Origin of the sequence: Lysinibacillus sp. NPDC093197 (genome assembly GCF_044754025.1) — a bacterium.
Lineage (GTDB): Bacteria > Bacillota > Bacilli > Bacillales_A > Planococcaceae > Lysinibacillus.
On the sequence record NZ_JBIVOH010000011.1, the window covers coordinates 76884 to 99758 of the forward strand.

General features: G+C 37.1%; 20 protein-coding genes. 10 read left to right on the forward strand and 10 right to left on the reverse strand.

All coding sequences use genetic code 11. The features are described from left to right. Positions 1-409: 409 nt before the first annotated feature. Entirely contained in the window at positions 410-1096 is a 687-nt protein-coding gene (locus ACIP9G_RS21250) for a histidine kinase (protein WP_340821377.1), read from the forward strand. A gap of 167 nt (positions 1097-1263) precedes the next feature. On the opposite strand, the gene ACIP9G_RS21255 is transcribed toward ACIP9G_RS21250, so the two are convergent. Continuing rightward, positions 1264-2469 carry an MFS transporter gene (locus ACIP9G_RS21255; protein WP_401022067.1) on the reverse strand — a complete coding sequence of 402 codons (1206 nt, stop codon included), beginning with the start codon at positions 2467-2469 and terminating at the stop codon, positions 1264-1266. A gap of 117 nt (positions 2470-2586) precedes the next feature. On the opposite strand from ACIP9G_RS21255, the gene ACIP9G_RS21260 reads away from it, so the two are divergent. Continuing rightward, entirely contained in the window at positions 2587-3312 is a 726-nt protein-coding gene (locus ACIP9G_RS21260) for a DUF421 domain-containing protein (RefSeq protein ID WP_401022069.1), read from the forward strand. 18 nt (positions 3313-3330) lie between these two features. Here the strand turns inward: ACIP9G_RS21260 and ACIP9G_RS21265 are convergent, their stop codons facing one another. From ACIP9G_RS21265 to ACIP9G_RS21290, 6 genes are all read right to left on the reverse strand, one after another. Next, positions 3331-4035 (reverse strand): CBS domain-containing protein, encoded by a 705-nt coding sequence (locus ACIP9G_RS21265; protein WP_340821380.1) that lies wholly within the window; start codon positions 4033-4035, stop codon positions 3331-3333. A 408-nt stretch (positions 4036-4443) separates the two neighbouring features. After that, positions 4444-5226, reverse strand: coding sequence for an ABC transporter permease (locus ACIP9G_RS21270; protein WP_401022071.1), 783 nt, complete (start codon positions 5224-5226; stop codon positions 4444-4446). Continuing rightward, positions 5223-6116 (reverse strand): ABC transporter ATP-binding protein, encoded by an 894-nt coding sequence (locus ACIP9G_RS21275; RefSeq protein ID WP_401022074.1) that lies wholly within the window; start codon positions 6114-6116, stop codon positions 5223-5225. The genes ACIP9G_RS21270 and ACIP9G_RS21275 overlap by 4 nt, the downstream gene beginning before the upstream one ends. Further along, complete coding sequence (locus tag ACIP9G_RS21280; protein WP_340821383.1) at positions 6113-6313, reverse strand: PLDc N-terminal domain-containing protein; 201 nt, start codon at positions 6311-6313, stop codon at positions 6113-6115. The genes ACIP9G_RS21275 and ACIP9G_RS21280 overlap by 4 nt, the downstream gene beginning before the upstream one ends. Before the next feature lie 359 nt (positions 6314-6672). Further along, positions 6673-7110 carry a protein-tyrosine phosphatase family protein gene (locus ACIP9G_RS21285; RefSeq protein ID WP_401022076.1) on the reverse strand — a complete coding sequence of 146 codons (438 nt, stop codon included), beginning with the start codon at positions 7108-7110 and terminating at the stop codon, positions 6673-6675. Positions 7111-7127: 17 nt separating this feature from the next. Beyond that, complete coding sequence (locus ACIP9G_RS21290) at positions 7128-8078, reverse strand: carbohydrate kinase family protein (RefSeq protein ID WP_401022078.1); 951 nt, start codon at positions 8076-8078, stop codon at positions 7128-7130. Between the two features lie 534 nt (positions 8079-8612). Between ACIP9G_RS21290 and ACIP9G_RS21295 the strand changes: the two genes are divergently transcribed. The 8 genes from ACIP9G_RS21295 (at position 8613) to ACIP9G_RS21330 (ending at position 19132) form a co-directional block, all read left to right on the forward strand. Next, positions 8613-9176 carry a GNAT family N-acetyltransferase gene (locus ACIP9G_RS21295; protein ID WP_401022080.1) on the forward strand — a complete coding sequence of 188 codons (564 nt, stop codon included), beginning with the start codon at positions 8613-8615 and terminating at the stop codon, positions 9174-9176. Positions 9177-9194: 18 nt separating this feature from the next. After that, positions 9195-10091 carry an EamA family transporter gene (locus ACIP9G_RS21300; protein ID WP_340821388.1) on the forward strand — a complete coding sequence of 299 codons (897 nt, stop codon included), beginning with the start codon at positions 9195-9197 and terminating at the stop codon, positions 10089-10091. A gap of 182 nt (positions 10092-10273) precedes the next feature. Then, positions 10274-11380 (forward strand): extracellular solute-binding protein, encoded by a 1107-nt coding sequence (locus ACIP9G_RS21305; protein ID WP_401022081.1) that lies wholly within the window; start codon positions 10274-10276, stop codon positions 11378-11380. Between the two features lie 608 nt (positions 11381-11988). Continuing rightward, positions 11989-13776 (forward strand): ABC transporter ATP-binding protein, encoded by a 1788-nt coding sequence (locus tag ACIP9G_RS21310; RefSeq protein ID WP_401022083.1) that lies wholly within the window; start codon positions 11989-11991, stop codon positions 13774-13776. Positions 13777-13842: 66 nt separating this feature from the next. Then, entirely contained in the window at positions 13843-14913 is a 1071-nt protein-coding gene (locus ACIP9G_RS21315) for an ABC transporter ATP-binding protein (RefSeq protein ID WP_340821392.1), read from the forward strand. A gap of 12 nt (positions 14914-14925) precedes the next feature. Continuing rightward, positions 14926-16647: an ABC transporter permease gene (locus tag ACIP9G_RS21320; protein WP_401022085.1), complete on the forward strand. Its 1722-nt coding sequence runs from the start codon at positions 14926-14928 to the stop codon at positions 16645-16647. A gap of 26 nt (positions 16648-16673) precedes the next feature. Beyond that, entirely contained in the window at positions 16674-18188 is a 1515-nt protein-coding gene (gene argH / locus ACIP9G_RS21325; protein ID WP_401022088.1) for an argininosuccinate lyase, read from the forward strand. Further along, on the forward strand, positions 18185-19132 hold the full coding sequence (locus ACIP9G_RS21330) for an N-acetylglucosamine kinase (protein WP_401022090.1): 948 nt from the start codon (positions 18185-18187) through the stop codon (positions 19130-19132). Before argH ends, ACIP9G_RS21330 begins: the two co-directional genes overlap by 4 nt. A gap of 502 nt (positions 19133-19634) precedes the next feature. Here the strand turns inward: ACIP9G_RS21330 and ACIP9G_RS21335 are convergent. The 3 genes from ACIP9G_RS21335 to ACIP9G_RS21345 form a co-directional block, all read right to left on the reverse strand. Next, positions 19635-20927, reverse strand: coding sequence for a transglutaminase domain-containing protein (locus ACIP9G_RS21335; protein ID WP_401022093.1), 1293 nt, complete (start codon positions 20925-20927; stop codon positions 19635-19637). Positions 20928-21068: 141 nt separating this feature from the next. Next, positions 21069-22214: a transglutaminase domain-containing protein gene (locus ACIP9G_RS21340; RefSeq protein WP_401022095.1), complete on the reverse strand. Its 1146-nt coding sequence runs from the start codon at positions 22212-22214 to the stop codon at positions 21069-21071. 382 nt (positions 22215-22596) lie between these two features. Then, positions 22597-22857: a metal-sensitive transcriptional regulator gene (locus ACIP9G_RS21345; RefSeq protein WP_010857552.1), complete on the reverse strand. Its 261-nt coding sequence runs from the start codon at positions 22855-22857 to the stop codon at positions 22597-22599. Positions 22858-22875: the final 18 nt, after the last annotated feature.

The window sequence follows — 22875 nt, forward strand, 5'->3', positions numbered from 1 at the left end:
AGACAAAAAGTTGAATGAATATATCAGAACTCTTCTAAATTTGGATGTTTACCTGTACTAATCGATGTGGATACCGAACATGTATCGTACATTAGACACTTGATAAATGTTTAATTGCATCAACACTTGACTATCTATTTAACTCACTGCATAATAATGTGGCATATGGAAGCTATTCATTTAAATTCACATTATGCATAAACAAAACAATCATAGAACATGGATATAAGCCGAATTCCTTAAGGGTTTCCCGTATATCGTCATTAACTTTTATTCACTTTAAAGTATACAATATAAATAAGCATAATGCACTGTAACAGCCTTCATTTTAGCTGTTTTAGGATATTTTTTTCAAAATTCGCAGTACAAATAACAAAATAACAATAGGATAAAGAGGTGTATATTTTTAATGAAGCATGTTAAAGGGAGATTAGACGAAAGTATTTTAGTTTGTGTCTACTATGGACTAAATGGGGAGCGCTTAATTCGTCGAGGTCATAAAATGGCCATGATGCTCGATTGCCCACTCTATATTCTTTCGGTCGATTCACAACCCCTCGATGCCTTTGATGCTGAGAAATCTGGTTACATCGAACAGTGGAAAGACCTAGCCGAAGAGCTTGATGTTGAAAAATTCATTTTACTAGATAACGAAAAACGTCCTATTCAAAAGGTCATTGCTGAAGTAGCAAAAAATTACGGCATTTCTCAAATCATCGTTGGTCAAAGTGCACAAAGCCGTTGGGAGGAAATAACAAAGGGATCATTCCTGAATGTCCTATTAAAAGAGGTTCCTTTTGTAGATTTCCACATTGTAGCTGTCCAACGTCCAACTGAAGATGACACCTATGATACATACGAAAAAGGTGTACGTGCCTATTTGATTAAAGACCAGGACAATTTTAAAATAGCATTTACTTGTCCACGGTATGTTTCAATTGAAGGCATCTTCTTCAAAGAAATTGGCACTGATTTTGATAATGGGATATTTAAATTTACTTACAACGATAAAATGCATGAAATTCATATTACTGAGGGCTTGGTGAATGATAAAGAAAAGTTACCAGCAGAATTTACATCCCCATTACGGCAATAGTTTGTAATCACGCATTTAAAACGCCTAATTCCTACTTTTTGAGCAATGTTGATTCTATTGCAACGGTGACTAGATTGAAGTGAAGGAAGGAAGCCGTTAAACGGATTCTTCCCTTTTTAATTATACACCTAGCTGACACGCCTCCTGTATAGAGGCGTGTATTTTTCTTACAAAGCAGATGCAGGTTTATCTTTCGGTAAGAAAAATGCTACTAGTAATAATAATGGCAGTAAAGAAACAATCAACATTGTGAAATCAATACCTTTATGATCCATTAACACTCCAATTACAATTGCTCCAATTGCTCCCATACCAAATGCAAAGCCAGTCGTTAATCCCGCCATTGTCCCAATTTTAGTTGGTACAAGCTCTTGTGCATAAACAACTGTTACAGAGAAGCTAATCATAATTAATGTGCCGATAATAACTAAAAATATTGCTGCTATCCATAACGGTACATATGGCAATGCTAAACAGAATGGCATTGGCACAACGACTGAAAGTAAAATTACATTTTTTCTACCGATACGGTCAGATAATGATCCCCCAAAAAACGTGCCAACAACACCAAAAGCCATAAAAGTAAAAATTAAAATTTGTCCAAGTCGCAGACTAACATTATAATGATCCATTAAATAAAAAACATAAAAACTTGTTATATTCGTTGTATAAAATGATCGTGCAAAAATAATAGTAAATAATAATGTTAAAGCGATTCCCACTTGTTTCTTTGTCAGTGGAGGCAAAGATGATACTAATGTGCGTTTTTTCTTGGATAGACGTTCTAGCTCCAACTGCTTTTTATACCATTTGGCAATCTTACTCAACAATATAATTCCTATCGTTGTCGCAATAAGCACAAAAGCTGCTCCACGTTGTCCAAAAATGTCCAAAATGTAAGCGCTAATTAATGGCGCAAGCGCTTGTCCAGAGTTCCCGCCAACTTGATAAATTGATTGTGAAAGCCCTCTTTTAGAGCCTGCTGCCATAAATGAAACGCGTGAACCTTCCGGGTGAAATATTGCTGAACCAAGGCCTAAAAATAATACGGCTATAATAATTACCCAGTATTGCGTTGTGAAAGCTAAAATGGAAATCCCTATAAATGAGCTAATCATTCCGATAGGTAAAGCATAAGGCATTGGCTTTTTATCGCTGACGTAGCCTACAATGGGTTGCAGAGCTGAGGCAAACATGTTTAATACAAATGAAATAAGCCCGATTTGCGTAAAGGTCAAACCGAGCTCACTCTTCAATATTGGAAACATCGCAGGTATAACAGATTGCATCGTATCATTGATAAGATGGGCAACGGCAATAGCAATCATAATCGGAAAGACAGGATTGTTAGAATTTTCTATTTGTTTGTTCATGCTACCACCACACTTCCTTATTTTTTCAAAAACCTAATTTATAAATGATTGTCGCATACAATTCCTCTTTTTGCACAAGCTATTTCTCGATAGCAGTTCTAAGGAGTTGATTTTTGTATGACTGTAGATGAATTTTTCCACGCCAATGTTTGGGAAATGGTAATTAGAGCAACCCTTTCCTTTTTTGCATTACTCATTGTTACACGATTACTTGGTAAAAAACAGCTAGGCCAGCTTACATTTTTCCACTATACAACAGGTATTACATTTGGATCGATCGCTTCAGAAATTGCAGCACAATCTGAGACACCTTTTTTAGAAGGACTTATTGCACTAATATGGTGGAGCGTTTTAACGTATCTCATGACCGTTATTACTATCAAATCTAAAAAAGCACGTGTGCTGATTGACGATAAACCAACCATTGTCATTCAGAATGGCCTTATTTTAGAATCAGGACTAAAGAAAAATCGCTTGCACATGGATGAGTTAACGATGATGTTACGCGAACAATCTGTATTTTCCGTTCAGGATGTCCAATACGCTTTATTAGAAACTACCGGTAATTTGAGCGTATTGCTGAAGCCAGCAGAACAGCCCTCAACGAAGCAAGATATAAAAGCCGATGTCACTCCGCCTACTTATTTACCAACAGAAGTAATATCGGATGGACAGCTTATTAAAGAAAATATTGTGGAACTTGAATTGACTGAAGATTGGGTAATGAAAAAGCTGAAAAAGCAAAATGTCCAATCCTATGAAGATGTCTACTTTGCACAAGTTCAAACGAATGGCTCCTTATACATTAGCCTAAAAGATAAAGCAAGACGATCAAGCCCGTAACAGCTTGTATCGTCTTGCCTATTCTATTTTCATAATATCTAATGGTGTAATTATGCCAATCAGCTTTTGTTGTGTTTTCCCATGCTCCGTAATCAATATCGCCTCAAAACGCTTTCCACTTTCCACGCCCTGTTTAAATATTTCTTCCGCCTCATAAATCGTTATGTATCTACTCACAAATTTGTAATTCACTCTATTTTTTTCGTGCAATAAGATATCATGCAATGTAGGAACGTGTTTCGGCACATGGTTGCCTCCCATTACAGATGCAAGCCAATTTGTAATGCCAACAGTAGTCACAAGCCCTTTAAATTGGTCTTTATTATAAACAGGAAACTGTGTAAACTTGCGTTGACGAATAACCTTTAATACATGCTTTAATGAATCATTTTCTTGGAATACAAGCACCTTTTTTCGAAACATTTGTCCCACTAGTGTGGGCTTTGCAAGAGTAGCGTCCATATATTCAATGCGCTCTACTACATCTACGTGTGGTTCTGCAATTACATACTCCATAGATGTACGATGATGAACAATCGCATTGCGTAAATCTGCATAGGAGCGTAAATCATCCTCATATTTACGTACTAAAACGTCCTTTTTTTTCGCCTGGTCCACGAGACGGTAAAAAGGCATAAAATCTTTCGCACCGATAATATCCCTTAGTCGATGGTCAATTCGATTAAAGGCTGTGAGAAAGCGATCGGAATTTTGTGTAGCCAATCTTATCACCTACTCTCATAGCAAGATTTTATATTTTTCGAGTTATTTGACAAATCATAAGTTATAGCTACATTATATTCCTAAGTTATGGATATTCCAAGAAAAGTTCGTACATATCTGACTTTCTAAAGCGTAAAAATCCACTTCGCTTTCCGCGGGCATGTTGTAAGCCGCAACCCTCGCGTACGCGCTGTTTGTTGCGTCTTACATTCGTGCGTTCCCGCAGGAGTCTTCGTGGATTTTTACTGGATATAAAGAATGCCCTACTAGCTGTGCCATCTGGACACATAAAAGGGCAATTCCATATTTCACTCTTATGCATAATATCTGACTTTCTAATACGGCAAAATCCACTTCGCTTTCCGCGGGCATGTTGTAAGCCGCAGAAGTCTAAGTGGATTTTTCTTGTTATATTTTAGCCATTGAAGCGTTTTTCTTCATTGAAAAAATGCCGATAGTAATACAAAGACATATAAGAACTATTGTAATAACTAGGCTCCACCAATAATCAGACATTTCCATTGTCCCGCGTATTAGCTGAACACCGTATAGTGGTAACTTCCACGGTGAAATTGTCCAAAACGTACCTACGAGCCCATCAATAATTTGACCTACAAAAATTAAAATAAATGCGCATGTTGTTGCAACTACTGTTTTAAACATCGCACTCATCATGAGTGTCGCTGCTAAAACAAATAACAACCATATAAAATACGTACAAACACTTGCTAAAAGAGTCCCTATCTCAAATGTTCCGTACAACACAACCGTATAATAAACACTTGCCGTAAATCCTGCTACTATACTGACAAAGCCTACTGTACTGACAACTAAAAACTTACTAATAAAAAATGCTCCAAAAGAAATAGGTCGTACATACAATAAGGTAGCCAAACCATTTGAGCGTTCTTTGCTAATAGAGCCTACAAAAGAAGCCATAAGCACGAGTAATCCAATTAATTGAAACTGACTAATTGTAGATAATATTAAATCTGCAGGTACTAATTCTGGCATCAACATTTCAAAACCTTCAGGCATATTGCCAACAGCCTTTAGAATATCCTTTATATAATAACTGGTTAGCGGTTCACTCATACCTAAAAGAGCGAAAACAAGTGGAATCCATAAAAACTTTCTACTACGCCACGCGTCACGAAATTCTTTTTGAAGTAGTACGTTAAATCCATTCATGCTCTTTTCGCCACCTTCATGAAAATATCCTCTAGCGACGCCGTTTGACGTGCTACATTTCGCACTAAATATGGATAAGCAGTAAGGCGTTCAAGTACTTGTTGCATGCTCGGTTCTTCATCTTGAATGGCTACGTACACATAGCTACCGTTAACTGTACATTTAAATGTAGATTGACTAATAAAATGCTGCGCTTCTTCCACCGTGCTAAATTCTACGATATAAGCTGGCTCATCAAAACGTTGGCGCACTTCACGTAATGTTCCCTGTTCCACAAGTTGACCATTACGCAAAAATAATAACTGGTCAGTCATTTCCTCAGCATCATTCAAAATATGTGTTGAATACAAAATTGTCGTCTGCTGCTGTAAACCTTTTAATAAATCAAGTACTTCTCTACGTCCAACTGGATCTAAAGCAGATACAGGTTCGTCTAACAGCAGTAATTTAGGCTTATGAACAATTGCCTGGGAAATACCAAGACGTTGCTTCATCCCACCTGAAAACGTTGCAATCTTTTTATGAAGATCATTTCCTAAGCCTACAAATTCTAATGTTTTTTGAGCTTCTTGCTTCGCCTTTTTAGCAGGTACACCACTTAACTTTGCGGCCATTTCCGTAAACTCTAGGGCACTTAGCCAAGGCTGAAACTGCGGATATTGCGGTAAAAATCCAATATTTGTTCGTAAATCTCCACCCAACATTTTAACGCTCCCTAAAGATGGCTTTAATAAACCTGTTAACATCGATAAGGTCGTTGTCTTCCCTGCACCATTTGGTCCAATTAATGCTGTGGATGTGTGTTCTTCTAACGTAAAATCAATTGCATCCACTACTGTTTTGTCGGCAAAACGCTTCGTCAAACCCGTTACTTGTAGTAATGTTGTCATGATTGTTTTCTCCCGACGATAAAATATGCAACAGGCCCAAGTAGATTAATAAATAATATAATAAATACCCATAAAATTTTCGGCCCATTTGTTGCGTGAATTTTTCGAAGATCAATTAAAGCAATAATCATTAAAATAATTTGTACTACGATTATTGGCGCTATAACCGCCCAAGGGATTTTTGCTAACTCCTCCATTTAAAACACCTCGCCTTTTTGTTCTAACTTTACTATAACAATTTTGTTCTAATATGTATAGAACAAAAATCAAATGCTAAATCCTAACAAGTCATTTAGTTCCGTTCAAGTCGCTCACCTTTTAGCAGTAACGGCGCAGCTCTTTTATTCGTGCTGTTCCTGTAATAGTTCACATTTTCTGCAAAAACAACCTTTTGTAGCTGCTGCATAGTATGTACTAGGCAACGCCAGAAAACTGTCCATACTCGTTTACATAAATTCAAAAAAGCCCGCCATAGGACATGGCAGGCTACATACTTCATATAGAATTGTTTCATAAAGACTAATTTAAATACCAAGGTAATATTTTATAAAAAACATTACTTTTCGTACAACTTCTTTAAAGCCGTTGCCATATTTGGACGGATTGTTACTTGTGAGCGTGCTTTCTTAACGGCTGATTCTGCTGACTGTAGCGATTTTGCTAAGCCAAGTTCCATTAACACAGCAGTCGCTGCTACACCTGCTCGTCCACCACCACTTCCACAGTGAAAATAAACCTTCTGCCCTGATTCATAAGCAGAGACTATTTTTTTCGCTACTTTTTCAATAGACTGAGCTACTTCTGCTTCTTCATCAGCGATAGGCATATGGTTGTAATTATAGTGCGCTGCTTGCTGTTCTTGTGCTGTTAATCCATTCACGCGAACATCAATTACAACATCTACCTGCTCATTTACATAAGCTGCATCTGCATCTTGCGCACCGCCAAAAAATAATCGATCTTTCACTAACACATCATAGTTTTTTTCCATCATATGCACGCTCCGAACTTTTATTTCTCTAATAAATGTTTGATATCATCATAATATGGTAGCGCTGTTAGTGCTCCTGCCTTCGTCGCTGCAAGGGCACCTAATCGATTGCCAAAGCTCACACAGCGTACTAGCTCTTCTACAGTTGTCGGTAAACCATTGTAATGGACATCGCGTAATACACCAGCCATAAATGCATCTCCTGCACCTGTAGTATCTACTGGGACAACCTTTTCTGTTGGTACGTGGATAACTTCCCCGTTTAATACGGCATATGTGCCCTCTTCACCAACTGTTACTAAAATAATCGGTACTAAGTAACTGTTTAACTGCTCAATGCCATCTTCTAAATTAGTTGTCTCTGTTAAGAAAAATAATTCATCATCAGTTACTTTCAAAATATCTACATTCTCAAAAAATGAAGTAATGGTCTCCCTACAAACTTCTTCACTGCTCCAACGTAATGGTCGAATATTGGCATCCATTGCAATAATAGCACCTTTTTCCTTTGCCTTTTCGACAGCAGCTCTCGTAGTTGCTAATGCAGTTGGATGAAACATTGTACCTGAGCACACAATTAATGCAGAAGCATGTTTAAAGGCAGCATCATCTAATTGTGTTGCATCAACTTGTAAATCTGGCGTCTCGTCGACATAATCTTTGAAAATTCGCTCGCAAGCTTCAGTTAAATGCACGTAAACACCACTTACACGTTTTGCAGGGTCAAATACCGCAAAGTCAAGGTTCACACCTTCTTGCGCAAGACCATCTTGAACAAATTGTGAACCTTCGTCATCTCCAGTAATCGTAATTAGTGCAGATGGAGCACCAATACGGCTAATGCCAGCAGCTACATTAACCGTTGCACCACCCATATATTTAGTAAAAGATGTATTCGTTACATCGTCAGCAATATAGTCAATAAATGCATCTCCATAGACTAAAATAAAATCCTTATCTTCCTTTGTCATTGTTGTCCCCCCGAAAGTCTATTCATTATAGATTAACATGAAAGTTGATTTCCTATAAAGTTTTAAACTTTCGGAAAAATAATAAAAGTATTAGCACATGCGGTTTTTTTCGACCTTAATCGCCAAATTTCATTCAACAATTATTATTCATATCGCTTAATGAAATGGTCATCCTAAGGAGTGCCACAAAGAAAACGGCTGCACACGACAAATCAACAGCAATAGCCCGCTAATATTATTTTTAAAAAGATTTTCGTCTTTTTTATCCTTCTGATAGTCATAAAAAAGTATTTCTCTACCAACGTATATAGTTATTTGTAATGGAGGGACGCGACTACAACTCATAACGGACAAAACGCGCGCTAACGAGGTTGCAGCTTACAGTGTACTGAGCAGAAGGCCCTGCCCGTAGCAGAAATTAACCGTAATCGACTCTATACTTATTCTAAAAAAGTAAAGTAGTGAATATTTCAAAAGCTTGAGACATCTTCTATCTTTGTTATACTTGCCTATAGAAAGGTAGGGATTTTGACAATGAGTATAACAATTCGACAAGCACAACCTCAGGATGCTTATGCCGTTATTCCACTAATTATTGATGCGATTGGTGATATTGCCAACCGTTTAACAGGAGAACAAACAGCTTCAAAGGTTGAACAGGAACTAACAGTGCTCTTCCAACGTGAAGATAACAGACACTCTTATTTAAATACTTTTGTGGCGGTTGAAGGTGAACAAATATTAGGCACACTTGTTTATTACAATGGTGCACAGGCAATTCAAATGGATGCTAATCTCGTAAAATGGCTTGAAGAGAAAAATGCCCCTTCTATTACCATCGATCAAGAGGCTCATGAGGATGAATACTATATCGATACAGTTTGTGTTTCGCCAGAGGCTCGTGGTAAAGGGATCGGTACATTGTTAATTCAATTCGCTATCGAGCAAACGCAAAAACGAGGATTTACAAAATTATCATTAAATGTAGAAACACAGAAAGAAGATGCTCGTCGCTTATATGAACGTATGGGCTTTGTCATTACTGAACCATGGTCCATCATAGACGAACCATTTCATCATATGGTGAAACAGATTTAGGATGTGGAATAATTAAGCATGAAAACAAATTTAATTTACCCTCTATTGATCGTCATCGCTTCAAGTAGCTATGGCATTTTATCGACAATTGTCAAAGTAGCTATGCAGCATGGCTTTACAACATCAGAGGCGGTATCTAGCCAATATATTATCGGCTTTATGCTAGTTGCAACAATCTTTATCATAACGCAAAGACAACTACCGAAACTTTCAAAGAATGGCTTACTTATTTTAATTAGTGCAGGGATTTTCACAGGCATTACGGGTATAGTCTACGGGGAATCATTAAAATATTTACCTGCATCACTTGCCGTCGTCATGCTCTTTCAATTTACATGGATTGGTTTATTGTTAGACTGCATATTCCATAAACGACTGCCTAGTAGACCAGAAGTCATTTCGATTATCGTTTTATTTGCTGGTACTATTTTGGCGGCTGGTGTACTGAATGTCGATTTAAGTGGTATTGCAATACAAGGCTGGCTATTTGGGTTTGCGGCTGCATTTACCTTTGCATGCTTTATCCAATTTAACTCTCGCCCTGTCGAAGGGATTACAACGACATCAAGAGTTCTAATTGTTTCCTTTGTTGCACTTATTATGATCAGTATTTTCTTAAACCCTGAAATTGCATGGAACGGCAAATTGTTCACTGAAGGGTTATGGAAATTCGGACTAGCACTTGGACTTTTCGGTATTATCTTACCGATTTATTTATTTTCAATTGCAGTACCAAAGGTTGGTGGCGCACTAGCCTCTATTTTAAGCGCCATTGAACTACCTGTTGCTGTAACTGTTTCCGTTATTGTATTGCACGAATCACTCACTTTATTACAAGTTGTTGGCATAATTCTCGTTATTCTAGGCATGTTGCTGCCTAATATGCTTGCTAACCGAAAAATAACAGCTCCTTAAAAATGGGTTTAGCCATTTTTAAGGAGTTTTTATTTTTCACATATATATCGTTGATAATCGTCATTTTTTTGGATTATGATAATAATATCGTTAGATTATTTTAATTATTCTAACATTAATACTTTATTTAAGTATTATACTGCACTATGTAAGCAACTCACTATAGGAAGGGGAAGATGATTATGAAAAAAACACGTATTTTCGGAGTTTTTCTTGTGCTGATGCTTATCGTTTTAGCTGCTTGTAGCAACACCGACGATAAAAATTCGACAAAAGATACCACAAACGATGACAAAGCATCTGATTCAGAAAAAGCAGATGAAAGCACAACTCCATCTGGCAAACTGGTCATTTACACAGGACGTGATGAGGAAATGGTGCAAGGCGTAATCGATCAGTTTAATGAGAAGTACCCGGACATTGAAGTGGAGTTTTTAACAATGGGTGCTCAGCAAATATTAGAGCGTCTACGCGGTGAAAAAGCAAATCCTCAGGCAGATTTTTGGTGGGGTGGTACACAATCTGCATTAATGGTTGGCGCTAACGAAGATTTACTGCATACGTGGCAACCGAGCTTTATCGAGACAATTGATGCAAACTATAAAGATAAAGAAGGTCGCTGGTTCGGTGAAATGCTTTTACCTGAAGTAATAATGATTAACAGCGACTTACTAACAAAAGAGACCGGCCCACAAGATTGGGATGATTTATTAGATCCAAAATGGAAAGATCAAATTTTAATTCGCGGCGTATTAGCTTCGGGAACAATGCGAACTATTTATTCCTCAATGATTGTTCGTCAAGATGCCACTACACCTGATAAGGGCTACGATTGGCTATTAAAATTAGATGCCAACACGAAAGAATATACACAAGACCCAAATGCCCTTTATTTGAAGCTCACACGTCAAGAAGGCAGTGTTTCCTTATGGAATTTGCAAGATATTCTATTAAAGAAATATACAACTGATTATCCGTTCGATTACATTTATCCGAAGAGCGGTGCACCAATTTTAGTTGATGGTGTTGCCGTTGTTAACAATGCTAAAAACTTGGAGAACGCAAAATTGTTCGTAGAGTTTTTATTTGAAAAGGAAATGGTGACGAAATTAGCGAATGATTACTACCAAATTCCAACACGCTCCGACATCGATCATGCTTCAATGCCAGAATGGTATCAGGAATTAGATTTAAAAACATTTGATATTGATTGGCAACTAATGTCGGATAAAGAGGCAGAATGGATGGAGCACTGGGATACGAATATTAAAGGTAGAGGAAATAAGTAGTGCCAGGCACTCAAACAATTTTCAAACAATTCCTTACCTAATTCAGTCCTGCGGGGACAGCACAGAATGTAAGACGCAACAAACCGTGCTTAAGCGAGGGTTGCGGCTTACAGTGTGCCCGCGGAAAGCGTCCACACGCAACATAAATCAACAGCAGTATTACTCTATAATTTATTTTGGTAAACGGAAGTTTGCTAAAAATTTTTGACCTTGTCTAATTTTATAATAATTTGTCATTTCTGATTATTCAGTTTATAATAATTATAATTTAACCCTAATTAAAGGAGGATTTCATATAGTGGTATATAGCAATGAATTATATGAATCCTAAGCATTGAATTTAAAACTAAGTAATTTAATACCCTCTTTTAGAACTTATAAATGTAAATATTACATTATTTTTTATAATTTCTTAAAGGGGATTTTTTATTTTATCTCGAGATTTTCAGCTTCTTTACACCCCTTCTTAAATGAGGCACATTTCATTAAGGTTGCCTTAAAAACTCGTGCTTAGTTCTTTGCAGTCCGTTGCCAATTGATTAATACACTTACGCTAAATTAAATAGGAATATAAGTAAAATATATACTGTATAATTAGGTGAAGAATCATGAATACAATCTACTCTTATTTCAAACTTACCCTAAAAACCTTCCCTCTTTTTTGGGGAGCTTCAAAGTTTTATTCTATTGTTTTGTTAATTATAATTCCATTTCAAGCAATACTACCCTCTCTTACTATTTGGTTTTCAAAAGGTTTAATTGATGCCATTTCTACTACCGACACTATCGTTTATTCTATAATCATATTCTTTGTAATATCTTGGATAATAGTATCATTTATTAATGCTATATTAGGTCCCATTGAAATGACCTTTCAAGGTTTAATGACTGATAAATTAATTGCCGACTTAAATAAATCCTTAATGGAAAAATCTTCGGATATAAAGGGACTATATTACTTTGAAAATCCAGAATTTTATGATGATATACAAATACTTGAGCAAGAAGCTGCATGGAGGCCAGTAAACCTCATCGTTTTTACTTCTGGCATGATTAGTAGTGTCATAACTGGCATTTCTATGTTGGTGCTATTGACGAACTTTAATATCTTGATTGCTTTCATTATTTTTGTTGCCATAGTTCCACAGGCTATCGTTACATATAAATTACAAAAAGAAGCATTTGAAACCCTTGTAATGAATAGTCCAGAATCTAGAAAGATGCAATATTATAGCTCAGTAATGCTGTCAAAAGAACACATCAAAGAAGTGAAAATATATAACACGGCCGCCTTTTTTATTAATAAATATATGGTGACGTTCAATAAAATTCATACAGAAGTAAAAAAAATCAGATATAAACAAGCTATCTTCTCTGTTGTATTTGTAGGAATTGGAATTGCAGGGATTGGCCTAAGTTTTTGGTGGGTAGTCAAAGGCGTACTAAATAACACATTTACTGCAGGAGATATACTAATTTTCTCTTCTTCTGTTTTACTTGCACGGCAAAGTTTGGCGGGTTTTATCGAAAATTCGAGCTTACTATATGACACATTACTTTATATGGAAAAATATTTTAAATTCACATCGTTACAATCAGATATAAAATCAGGCAAAGAGATTTTGTCCTTAGAAAAAAGTAATTTTACATTAGTTTTTAAAAATGTATCTTTTAAGTACCCCAATTCTTCTAAATTTATACTTCATCAAGTTAATTTTACTATCAACATGGGGGAAAAAATCGCACTTGTCGGAGAAAATGGTGCTGGGAAATCTACCATCGTTAAGCTGATTTCAAGATTTTATGAACCAACTGAAGGAAAAATAGAATTAAACGGCATTGATATTGCAGAATATAATATTGATTCTTATCGTCAAATAATCGGTATTGTGTTTCAAGACTTTTCCCGTTATCAGTTATCCTTTAAAGAAAATATTATGATTAGTCATACGGAAAGTACTAATGATTATGAAAGGTTAGCTAGCGTGTCCGAGCAAAGCTCTCTTAATGATTTAGTTGCAAGTTTCGAACAAGGGTATGAGCAAATTTTAAGTAAAAATTTTGATAACGGCACAGAACTATCAGGCGGTGAATGGCAAAAGGTAGCTATTGCAAGAGCTTACTTCCGAAATGCAGCATTTCTCATTTTAGATGAACCTTCGGCAGCTCTTGATGCAAGGAGTGAGCACCATATGATTGAAACATTAACTGACCTTTCAGCAACAAAAACATTATTATTAATAACGCATAAATTATCTGCTTTAAAAATGGTTAATCGAATCCTTGTATTGCAACATGGGCACATAATTGAAGAAGGTTCAATGCAAGAGTTATTGAATGAAAAGGGATATTTTTCAGAATTGTATCAATTACAGGCTAATAAGTATTCTACTTAGACATTTATGCGAAAAGTTGATTGCAATAGCATCCCCATCTTTTCAAAATAGAAAGGAGCATTTCATTTGAAAAATGTCAAAATCGAAAATGTCTCTAAGCAATTTGGGAAAGTACATGGCGTGAAAGATTTAAATCTCGATATTAAAACAGGTGAATTTTTCACTTTCCTCGGGCCTAGTGGTTGCGGGAAAACAACCACATTACGAATGATTGCAGGATTTTATTACCCTACTGAAGGGAAAATTTATTTCGATGATCGTGATGTGACATTGCTTCAGCCAAACAAACGAAATATCGGTATGGTGTTTCAAAATTACGCCCTTTTTCCGCATATGACAGTAGACGAAAATATTGCCTTTGGTTTACAAGTACGAAAGTTCTCAAAATTTGAGATAAAACAAAAAGTCGATCGTATTAGAGGACTCGTGCATCTTGCACAATACGGAAATAGAAAAATAAATGAATTATCTGGCGGTCAGCAGCAACGCGTAGCATTGGCAAGAGCACTTGTCATTGAGCCTGATATTTTATTACTTGATGAGCCTTTGTCGAATTTAGACGCGAAATTACGAGAGGAAACGCGCATTGAAATCAAAAGAATTCAATCGGAGTTAGGCGTCACAACAATTTACGTAACGCACGATCAAATGGAAGCGATGGCTATGTCGGACCGCATTATGGTGATGGATAATGGATATGTGAAACAAATTGGCACACCTCAGGAGATTTATAATCGTCCATTAAACCGCTTCGTCGCCGATTTTATTGGGGAAACGAATTTAATTGAAGCGACAACAATTGCTATTCATGATGATGAAATACAAGTAAAAACGAAGAGCGGACTTGTTCTAACTGGGCGAAAGCAACACAGCTCCCCTAATTTAACGCATATGATTGGAGACAACGTGTTTATTTCGATTCGTCCAGAGACCGTTAATCAAGGTCCTGGTGAAAACACATTAACAGGAACCATTTCTTTTGTTGAATTTACAGGAATAAGCGTGAATTATATTGTCGATTTTATCGATTTCTCGTTGAAAGTCATGATAATTAATACAAACGCTCAGTTAAAAAATATTGGCGAAGACATTACATTAAATATAGCTCGTGAATCACTTTATTTTTTAGGAGAATAGGAGGCATACCATATGGAAAAACCACCTGTACAATCTTATCAAAATAATGCTTGGACACGGCTAACACAATCGAAATGGTTTGTTTATATATTAATTTCACCATTGTTTTTAGTGTTGTTTGCCTATGTGATTTATCCTTTCTATCAAACTTTCCTTCAGAGCTTTTCAGAGGATAATGCACTTACGCATTATCAAAAGTTTTTTAGTCTCGCTAGCCCTGCGAATCTCGAGGCACTCTGGACTAGTTTATATATTTCTATTATTAGTGTTATTTGCTGTGCAATTGTTGGTATTACAATGGCCTTTTTATTAGAACGCTATAATTTCCCTGGGAGACGGATACTATCCATTTTAGTATTAGTGCCAATGGCTCTTCCACCGCTTGTTGGTGTACTTTCATTTACTTTTCTTTACGGAGAAAGTGGAATTTTCCCACGTGCGATCCAACATTTATTTGGACTACAGCAAGTACCCTTTTCTTTAAAAGGCATATGGGGTGTAATCGTTGTACATACATTTACAATGTACACATACTTCTATTTAACCGCTTCGGCTGCTATTAAAGGATTGGATCCATCATTAGAGGAAGCAGCAACTAGTTTAGGCGCAGGGCGTATTCGTGTATGGACAAAGGTTATATTGCCAATGCTGACACCTTCTATTATTGCATCTGCATTACTTGTATTTATGATATCTATGGCATCCTATACTGCGCCGTTAATGTTTGGTGTCGAACGAACAATGACCATGCAAATATACTTATCACGAACAAATGGTAATTTGGGGATGGCCGCTACACAGTCAATGATTTTATCTTTTGTGTCCATTTCATTTTTAATCATTATGCGCTGGTACCAAAATCGTAGAAACTATCAAAATTTGAGTAAAGGCATTAGCGTTCATCGCTCTGAAGTATCCTCAAAATGGATGAAAATGATTGCTACAATTGCTTCCTTTGGCGGTACACTTATTTTAATTTTACCAATATTAGTGCTTATTTTAATTTCTTTTTCAGTAGATGGTGCCTGGAAAACTCAAATTCTCCCCACCGACTATACACTCGATCATTATATAGCGCTTTTTACTGACGAACGAACATGGAGACCAATTTGGAACTCTATACAAATGGGCGTCGTCGCAACGTTCGGTAATGTAATTTTCGGTGTTGCAGCTGCCTATGCGATGGTTCGCCTAAATTTTAAAGGTAAAACATTGCTTGATATTTTAATTATGGTTCCTTGGGCATTGCCTGGTACTGTAGTTGCCGTCAATTTAATTGCAGCCTTTAGTACTGAAAATATTTTCGCTTTTAACCAAGTACTTATCGGTACATTTTGGATTTTACCATTAGCTTATTTTATTAGACATTTACCCCTCGTTTTTCGTTCAACATCAGCTTCCCTCGTGCAATTAGATCAGTCTATCGAGGAGGCATCGCGAAGTCTAGGCGCAAACTGGTGGTATACGTTTAGACGGATCGTACTACCACTTACTTTTTCGGGAATATTAGCAGGAACTCTGCTAGCACTTGTTCAAAGTTTAGGTGAGTTCGTAGCCTCTATTCTTATTTACAGTACTTCTACAATCCCGCTGTCTGTTGCTATATTTCAAAAATTATATGCCTTTAAATTTGGAACTGCATGTGCTTATGGCGTTTTACAGATTTTCTTAATTTTAATTGTGCTCATTATTTCCGAAAAGCTATCAAAGGGCAGTGCTGGCACAGCCATTTAACTGTCATCCTATAGGAGGCCATTCATATGTTTGAAGATTTCCGCAACAAAATCCAGCAGGAGGATGGAATGATTTTTCCTTCAAATATTTATCGGAAAATTGTTTTGCAACCAGCTTATGACGAAGCGAAGAAAAACTTTTTAACAATTATGCTTCAAATTAATATTGCTCACTTAAAAATGTTAGAAGAACAAGGACTAGTAAAAAAAGAAGAAGCGAAACAAATTGCTATGGCGCTAAAAAAACTAGACTTGAACTATTATCGAATAGAAGATTATAGCCCGCAATACGAGGATTTATTTTTCCGCATTGAAAATAAACTAATAGAACTTGCTGGTGACGTTGCTGGAAATCTCCATATTGGTAGAAGTCGTAATGATATGGGTATCGCCATTTATCGAATGACATTGCGCAAAAAGTTATTAATGCTTATGGGGGAATTGCTTAAATTACGAGGTGATTTAATTGCTTCAGCTGAGGAGCATATCGATACAATTATGATTGGCTATACACATACGCAACAAGCACAACCAACCACTTTTGCACATTATTTAAAAGCCGTAATCGATCAACTCGATCGAGATTTCGAGCGCATGCAGCATTGCTATCAAACAGTTAATCGGAGTAGCATGGGAGCAGCCGCCTTAACGACTACAGGCTTTAACATTAGCCGTGAGCGCATGCGAGACTTACTAGCTTTCGATGAAATTATCGAAAATGCCTGGGATGCGGTTGCTGGTGCTGACTATATCTCTGAAGCAGCAAGTATTGTACAGCTTGCCGCCCTTAACCTCGGACGTACATCTCAGGACTTTTTATTATGGGCTACACAGGAATTTAACGCATTTACACTAGCTAGCCCATACGTTCAAATTAGCTCGATTATGCCGCAAAAACGTAACCCTGTTTCCATTGAACATACACGCTCATTACTATCTGCAGTAGTCGGAGACGCTAGTACAGTTCTACAAATGGTACATAATACACCGTTTGGTGATATCGTAGATACAGAGGACGATATGCAACCATATTTATGGCGAGCTATAGATCGATTAATAGGTATTTACAAATTATTTGGTTCACTCGTTGTTACAATGGATGTAAACAAGAAGAAGCTCCGAAACCGCGCGGAAAACAGTTTTGCAAATGTAACAGAACTCGCTGATACATTAGTCCGCTCCGAAGGTATTTCATTCCGTCAAGCCCATAGTATCGTCAGTAAGTGCATTAAAGTATTACTTGCTCACGGTGAAGAATCACTCGCTAGTCTGACATGGAGCCTAGCTAATACACAAGCCAAGTTGGTTACTGGCAAACCTTTAATTATTTCTGAAGATGATTTTTATCATACTTTAAAACCAGAGTTTTTTGTAAGTGTACGAACATTATTAGGTGGCCCTTCACCTGAAACAATGCGAGCATCAATTGAGCGAGCAAAGGTAAAGGCAGATACCCTACTTGAATGGGTTCAGCAAAAGGAATTCGCCATTACAGAGGCGGAAAAGCAATTAATTTCGTTTATAGAGGAATGGGATCAATGAATGAATGGCTGCTAATTATTGATGGTGGTGCAACTAAAACGGCATGTGCAATCGTACATGCCGAGTCAGGTGAAATACAATTTACAACATCATTAGGAGGGTCCAATTACCAGGCTATAGGTGTGGAGCCTGCTACGGATATATTACGAACATTATTAGCAAAAGCTCGTGTATTTTTACAAGCGCAAGCTAACTCAAAAATCGCTATCGCCACGTTTGCTATGGCTGGGATTGATTCACCAAATGATCATAAAAATGTTACGGAAATTGTCCATGATGCAATTACAGCGGCACAGCTACATATCCAGATGCTTATTATCGAAAATGATGCTGAAGCTACCTTATTAGGTGTCACTGCTGGACAGGCAGGTGCACTACTCATAGCAGGGACTGGTGCAATTGCGTACGCATTCGATGGTATACAAATCGCACGTTCTGGTGGCTGGGGCCATCGTGCAGGCGATGAAGGTAGTGGCTATTGGCTAGGGCAGGAAGTTTTACGGGCCATTTTCCGCATGGAGGATGGACGAGGCGAGGCGACGATATTAAAAGATGCCGTCTATAACTATTTACGTATTCAAGATGTCACGGAGCTAGCAGCATGGTTATTCCGCCCATCTTATACAAATGCACAATTAGCAAAAATGAGTGCATTTTTAGCCGATGCAGTTGCAAAGAAAGATGCATGCGCTATTCATATCTCTATACAGGCTGCCCATGAGTTAGTGCTTCTCGCTTGTGCGGTACTAAAGCAAATTGGCTATCAAGGCGAGCCTTTTCACTTTTATTGTAATGGTGGCGCTCTAAAGCATAACCCGCTAATTTTAAAAACATTTTCCCAGGAAATGACCTCAATGTACCCAAAAATCCAAGTTACTTTGTGTCAGCATCAACCAATACATTATATTATTGAACGCTCAAAAAGAGCGTATGACAATCGTTAATGTCATACGCCCTTTTTGTGGATTTACTAACGTGTTCAGTTGATTGGAGTGGAAGGCGGCGACTCCTGCGGGAACGCACAAAACGTAAGACGCAACAATCCGCGCGACAGCGAGGGTTGCGGCTTACGATGTGCCCGCGGAAAGCGTCCGCCCATAGCGGAAATCAACGGTAGTAGTCATCTATATTTATTTCATATAAAAGAAGACTGTAACTATAGGCGATATAGTCCTAACTTTTGACATTTATCCTCTTCGTGGTCATTAAATAGAATATTTTTACCAAGGCATTCAGTCGATTGGAGCGGCGGGCGGCGACTCCTGCGGGAACGCACAAAACGTAAGACGCAACAATCCACGCGACAGCGAGGGTTGCGGCTTACGTTGTGCCCGCGGAAAGCGTCCGCCCATAGCGGAAATCAACAGTATTACTTATTTAAAATGTAAGATGGCTATAGAGCATTTTAATGTCATACACCCTTCATCTACACTTAATTGGCAAAAATTATAGTTGCATTTTCTTTAGCTCATCCGTCATGAAATATAAATAGCCATCCTTAATAAATAAATCCTTCGTGTCTTCCCTATTTAACACTTGTTCACCGCTTCCATCAGGGCGAATTTTTGTTAAATAAGCGCCATGCGAATAATTACTAAAGTATAACCATCCATCAGCATAAACAATATATTGCGCACGCGTTTTAGTAACACGCTGAGCTTTTCCTGTAGTCATATCAAGCACGTACAATTTATTGTCATCAGAAATACTGCTATAAAATAACTGAGTTCCTACTTGTGCGGGAAAATCGATATCTTGATAGTAGCTATAAATGGTACTTGTTGCTTTTGGATAATCATTTGCTATCCATGTATGATCACGCGCCATTGTACGATCATCTACTAAAAAATATTGATACCTTATGGCACCGTTCCGATCAGGCACAGGATCATTCCACGTTGTATCAAGATGATACCATTGACCGTCAAGTTTTACTAAATTCCAAGCATGCCCTTCCTTACCGACATAGCCAACAATATATTGAGTCTCAAAGCCAAGTTTTTGTAACAGTGTATGTGCTAATAACGCATAGCCCTGACATACACCACCATGCTCAGCAAGCACGGTATAAGCACTATGTGGGCTTGACTTCGTTTGTTCTGTATAAGCCGTATTCGCTACTATATAATCATTAACGGCTCTGACCTTCTCCACATCTGTTTTCGCGTTTTTCTCAATTGTGGCTACTATTTCTTGAGCGTTCATCTCAACATAAGCTGCTTGCTCTGGCGTTATTAAATAGCTTTGTTCCCCAAAAATTTTGGCAGTTTTTCTCCCATATTCAAAGCGTATGGAATGCTTACTAATATGCCCATACACAAAATCATCTCTTTTAATTGCACTGTCATAGGCCTCTTCTACAATCTTCTCGATTCGTTCTGTACTTCCCTTATATTGAATCTCATAGGTTGGTGAAAAGCTACTATAATAGGCATACATCGCATCTGCCATTTCCTTTGCATTTGTAACAACAAGCTTTGTCTCAGGCTGCTGTACGACCGGAGAAGAAACGGCTAGCTTTTGTTCCTTCACATCTTCAGGGTTTGCTGTTTGTATTGAGGCATCTTCTGAAAATTTAGTGGTAACATCAACAATTTTCTCCTTTGTTGCTAGTAGCACCGTTTCAATGTCATCATTATTTGCCCACGTAACAACTTGTTTTACTGTCGCTTTACCCGCTGTATAAATTGGTTCTAAGAAAATGATAAGTATTGCAATAATAGCTAGCTTTTTCCACAAAAATCTTCACCTCACACAGTTTCACTACTTTCATTATATACAAAAAAAACACAAAGAACTCAATTAGGAGCCCTTTTGTGCTTATAAATATATATGCATTGAACATGTGATATAGAAGCTTTCTGTTTATCACACTATAAATTAGTTAATTTTCAGCTTTTGCTCTTTACCATTAACTTTATATACTAAATATCCGCTGTTAATCAATAGATCAGATACCGATTGTTTAACAACTACACTCGTTTTTAATGTTTTTAAATTTAGTTTTGTTAAGTAACCGCTATTACTATAATCGCTATAATAAAGATTGTCTCCAACACCTGTAATATAAAGTGCTCGCGTATTAATTACCTTAGTCTTCTTACCACTTACCAAGTCGAGTTTATACAATTTATCATTATCTGCTGTGTTGCTAAAGAATAAAGTATTATTGATTTGGTGTGCAAAATGTACATTTTGCATAAAATTATATGCTGTACTTGTTGCCGCAGGGTAATTTGAAGTAATCCAATTATGGTCTTTCTTTAGCTGAGCATCAGTTACAAGGAAATAATCATAGGAAGATGCCCCTATGCGATTTGGTAACGGATCATTCCATGTTGTATCCAGATGATACCACTTGCCATCAACCTTCACCATATTCCAAGCATGTGCTTCATTGCCATTTACATAACCTACTACATATTTAGTTTCAATCCCTGCTTGCTCTAACATTTTATATGCTGATAAAGCATAGCCTTGGCATACAGCTTGTCCTTCAAATAATAATGCGTAAGCGCTATGTGGACTCGCCTTTGTTTTTGTACCATAAGTAGTATTGGACACTATATAATCATTAATGGCTTTTACTTTTTGAAATTGTGTCATAGATGGCTTAATAATCGTTTTTAATATGCCATCAATCTTTTTCTGAACGGCAGATTCTTGTGCTGGAGTCGTAAAGTATTTCACTTTATAGGTCACGTTGCCTGTGGAATCAGCAGTCATAGTCATTCCTTGAAGATGACCACTGGCATAAGTAGCCTTTTGCTGTGCCTCTTCAAATGCTTCCATTAACTTTTTGTCGAAACCTGTCATTGAACCACTATATGTAACTTTAATTTCTGTAGCAAAATTGTTAAGTTGCATTGCTATTTCATTTGTTAGTTGATCGAATGTTTCTATCTTAGTGCTTGCCACCACATTGTAAGCAATTGGTGCTTGCATATTTAAAGGCTGGCTTTGTGCATGGGCTATAGTTGGGCTTAACATCAACAATGTTGCACTGCTTAATATCCATTTTCTCAAAATAACTCACCTTCTCTTTTATAATATCTTTATCCTAATTATAAAAGAGAATATTACTTTAAATCTATCATACAAGTTCACTACATATGACCTTTTTCTACATTTATCGAAGTAATCATTTAGGTTTTTAAACCTATATAAAACATAAATCTAATAATTAAAAGTATTTTTTTGCATATTCATTAACTTTCACCTAAAACATCTTATATAATCATAATAACGAAACAAGCCCCGCCAGAATAAATTCTATCGGAAACTGAGACAAATAAGCCCCTAAACAAAAGTGGCTTACGATTCTCCGACAAAACTAAAAGAGGCGAGACTTGTCGTTTAACAAGCTTCTATATAAGGTAAGAGCTTAAATATGCTTTAACTTTGGATTCTAACGGCTTTTGACAACTAAATTTACAGCCTCTTGAATAACTTCATTCATTTTTTCGCCGTCACCTTCAGCATTTTGTACACATTCTAACAAATTTGTACTAACAATTACGCCTACCGTACGATCTACCGCAGAGCGCACTGCGGATAATTGTGTAATAACGGCTTTGCAATCTTTTTCTTCTTCCATCATTTTCAAAATACCGCGTAGCTGACCTTCCATTCGCTTCACACGATTTTTCACTTGATCTGAATATTCCACATTCATTACCCCTTCTTT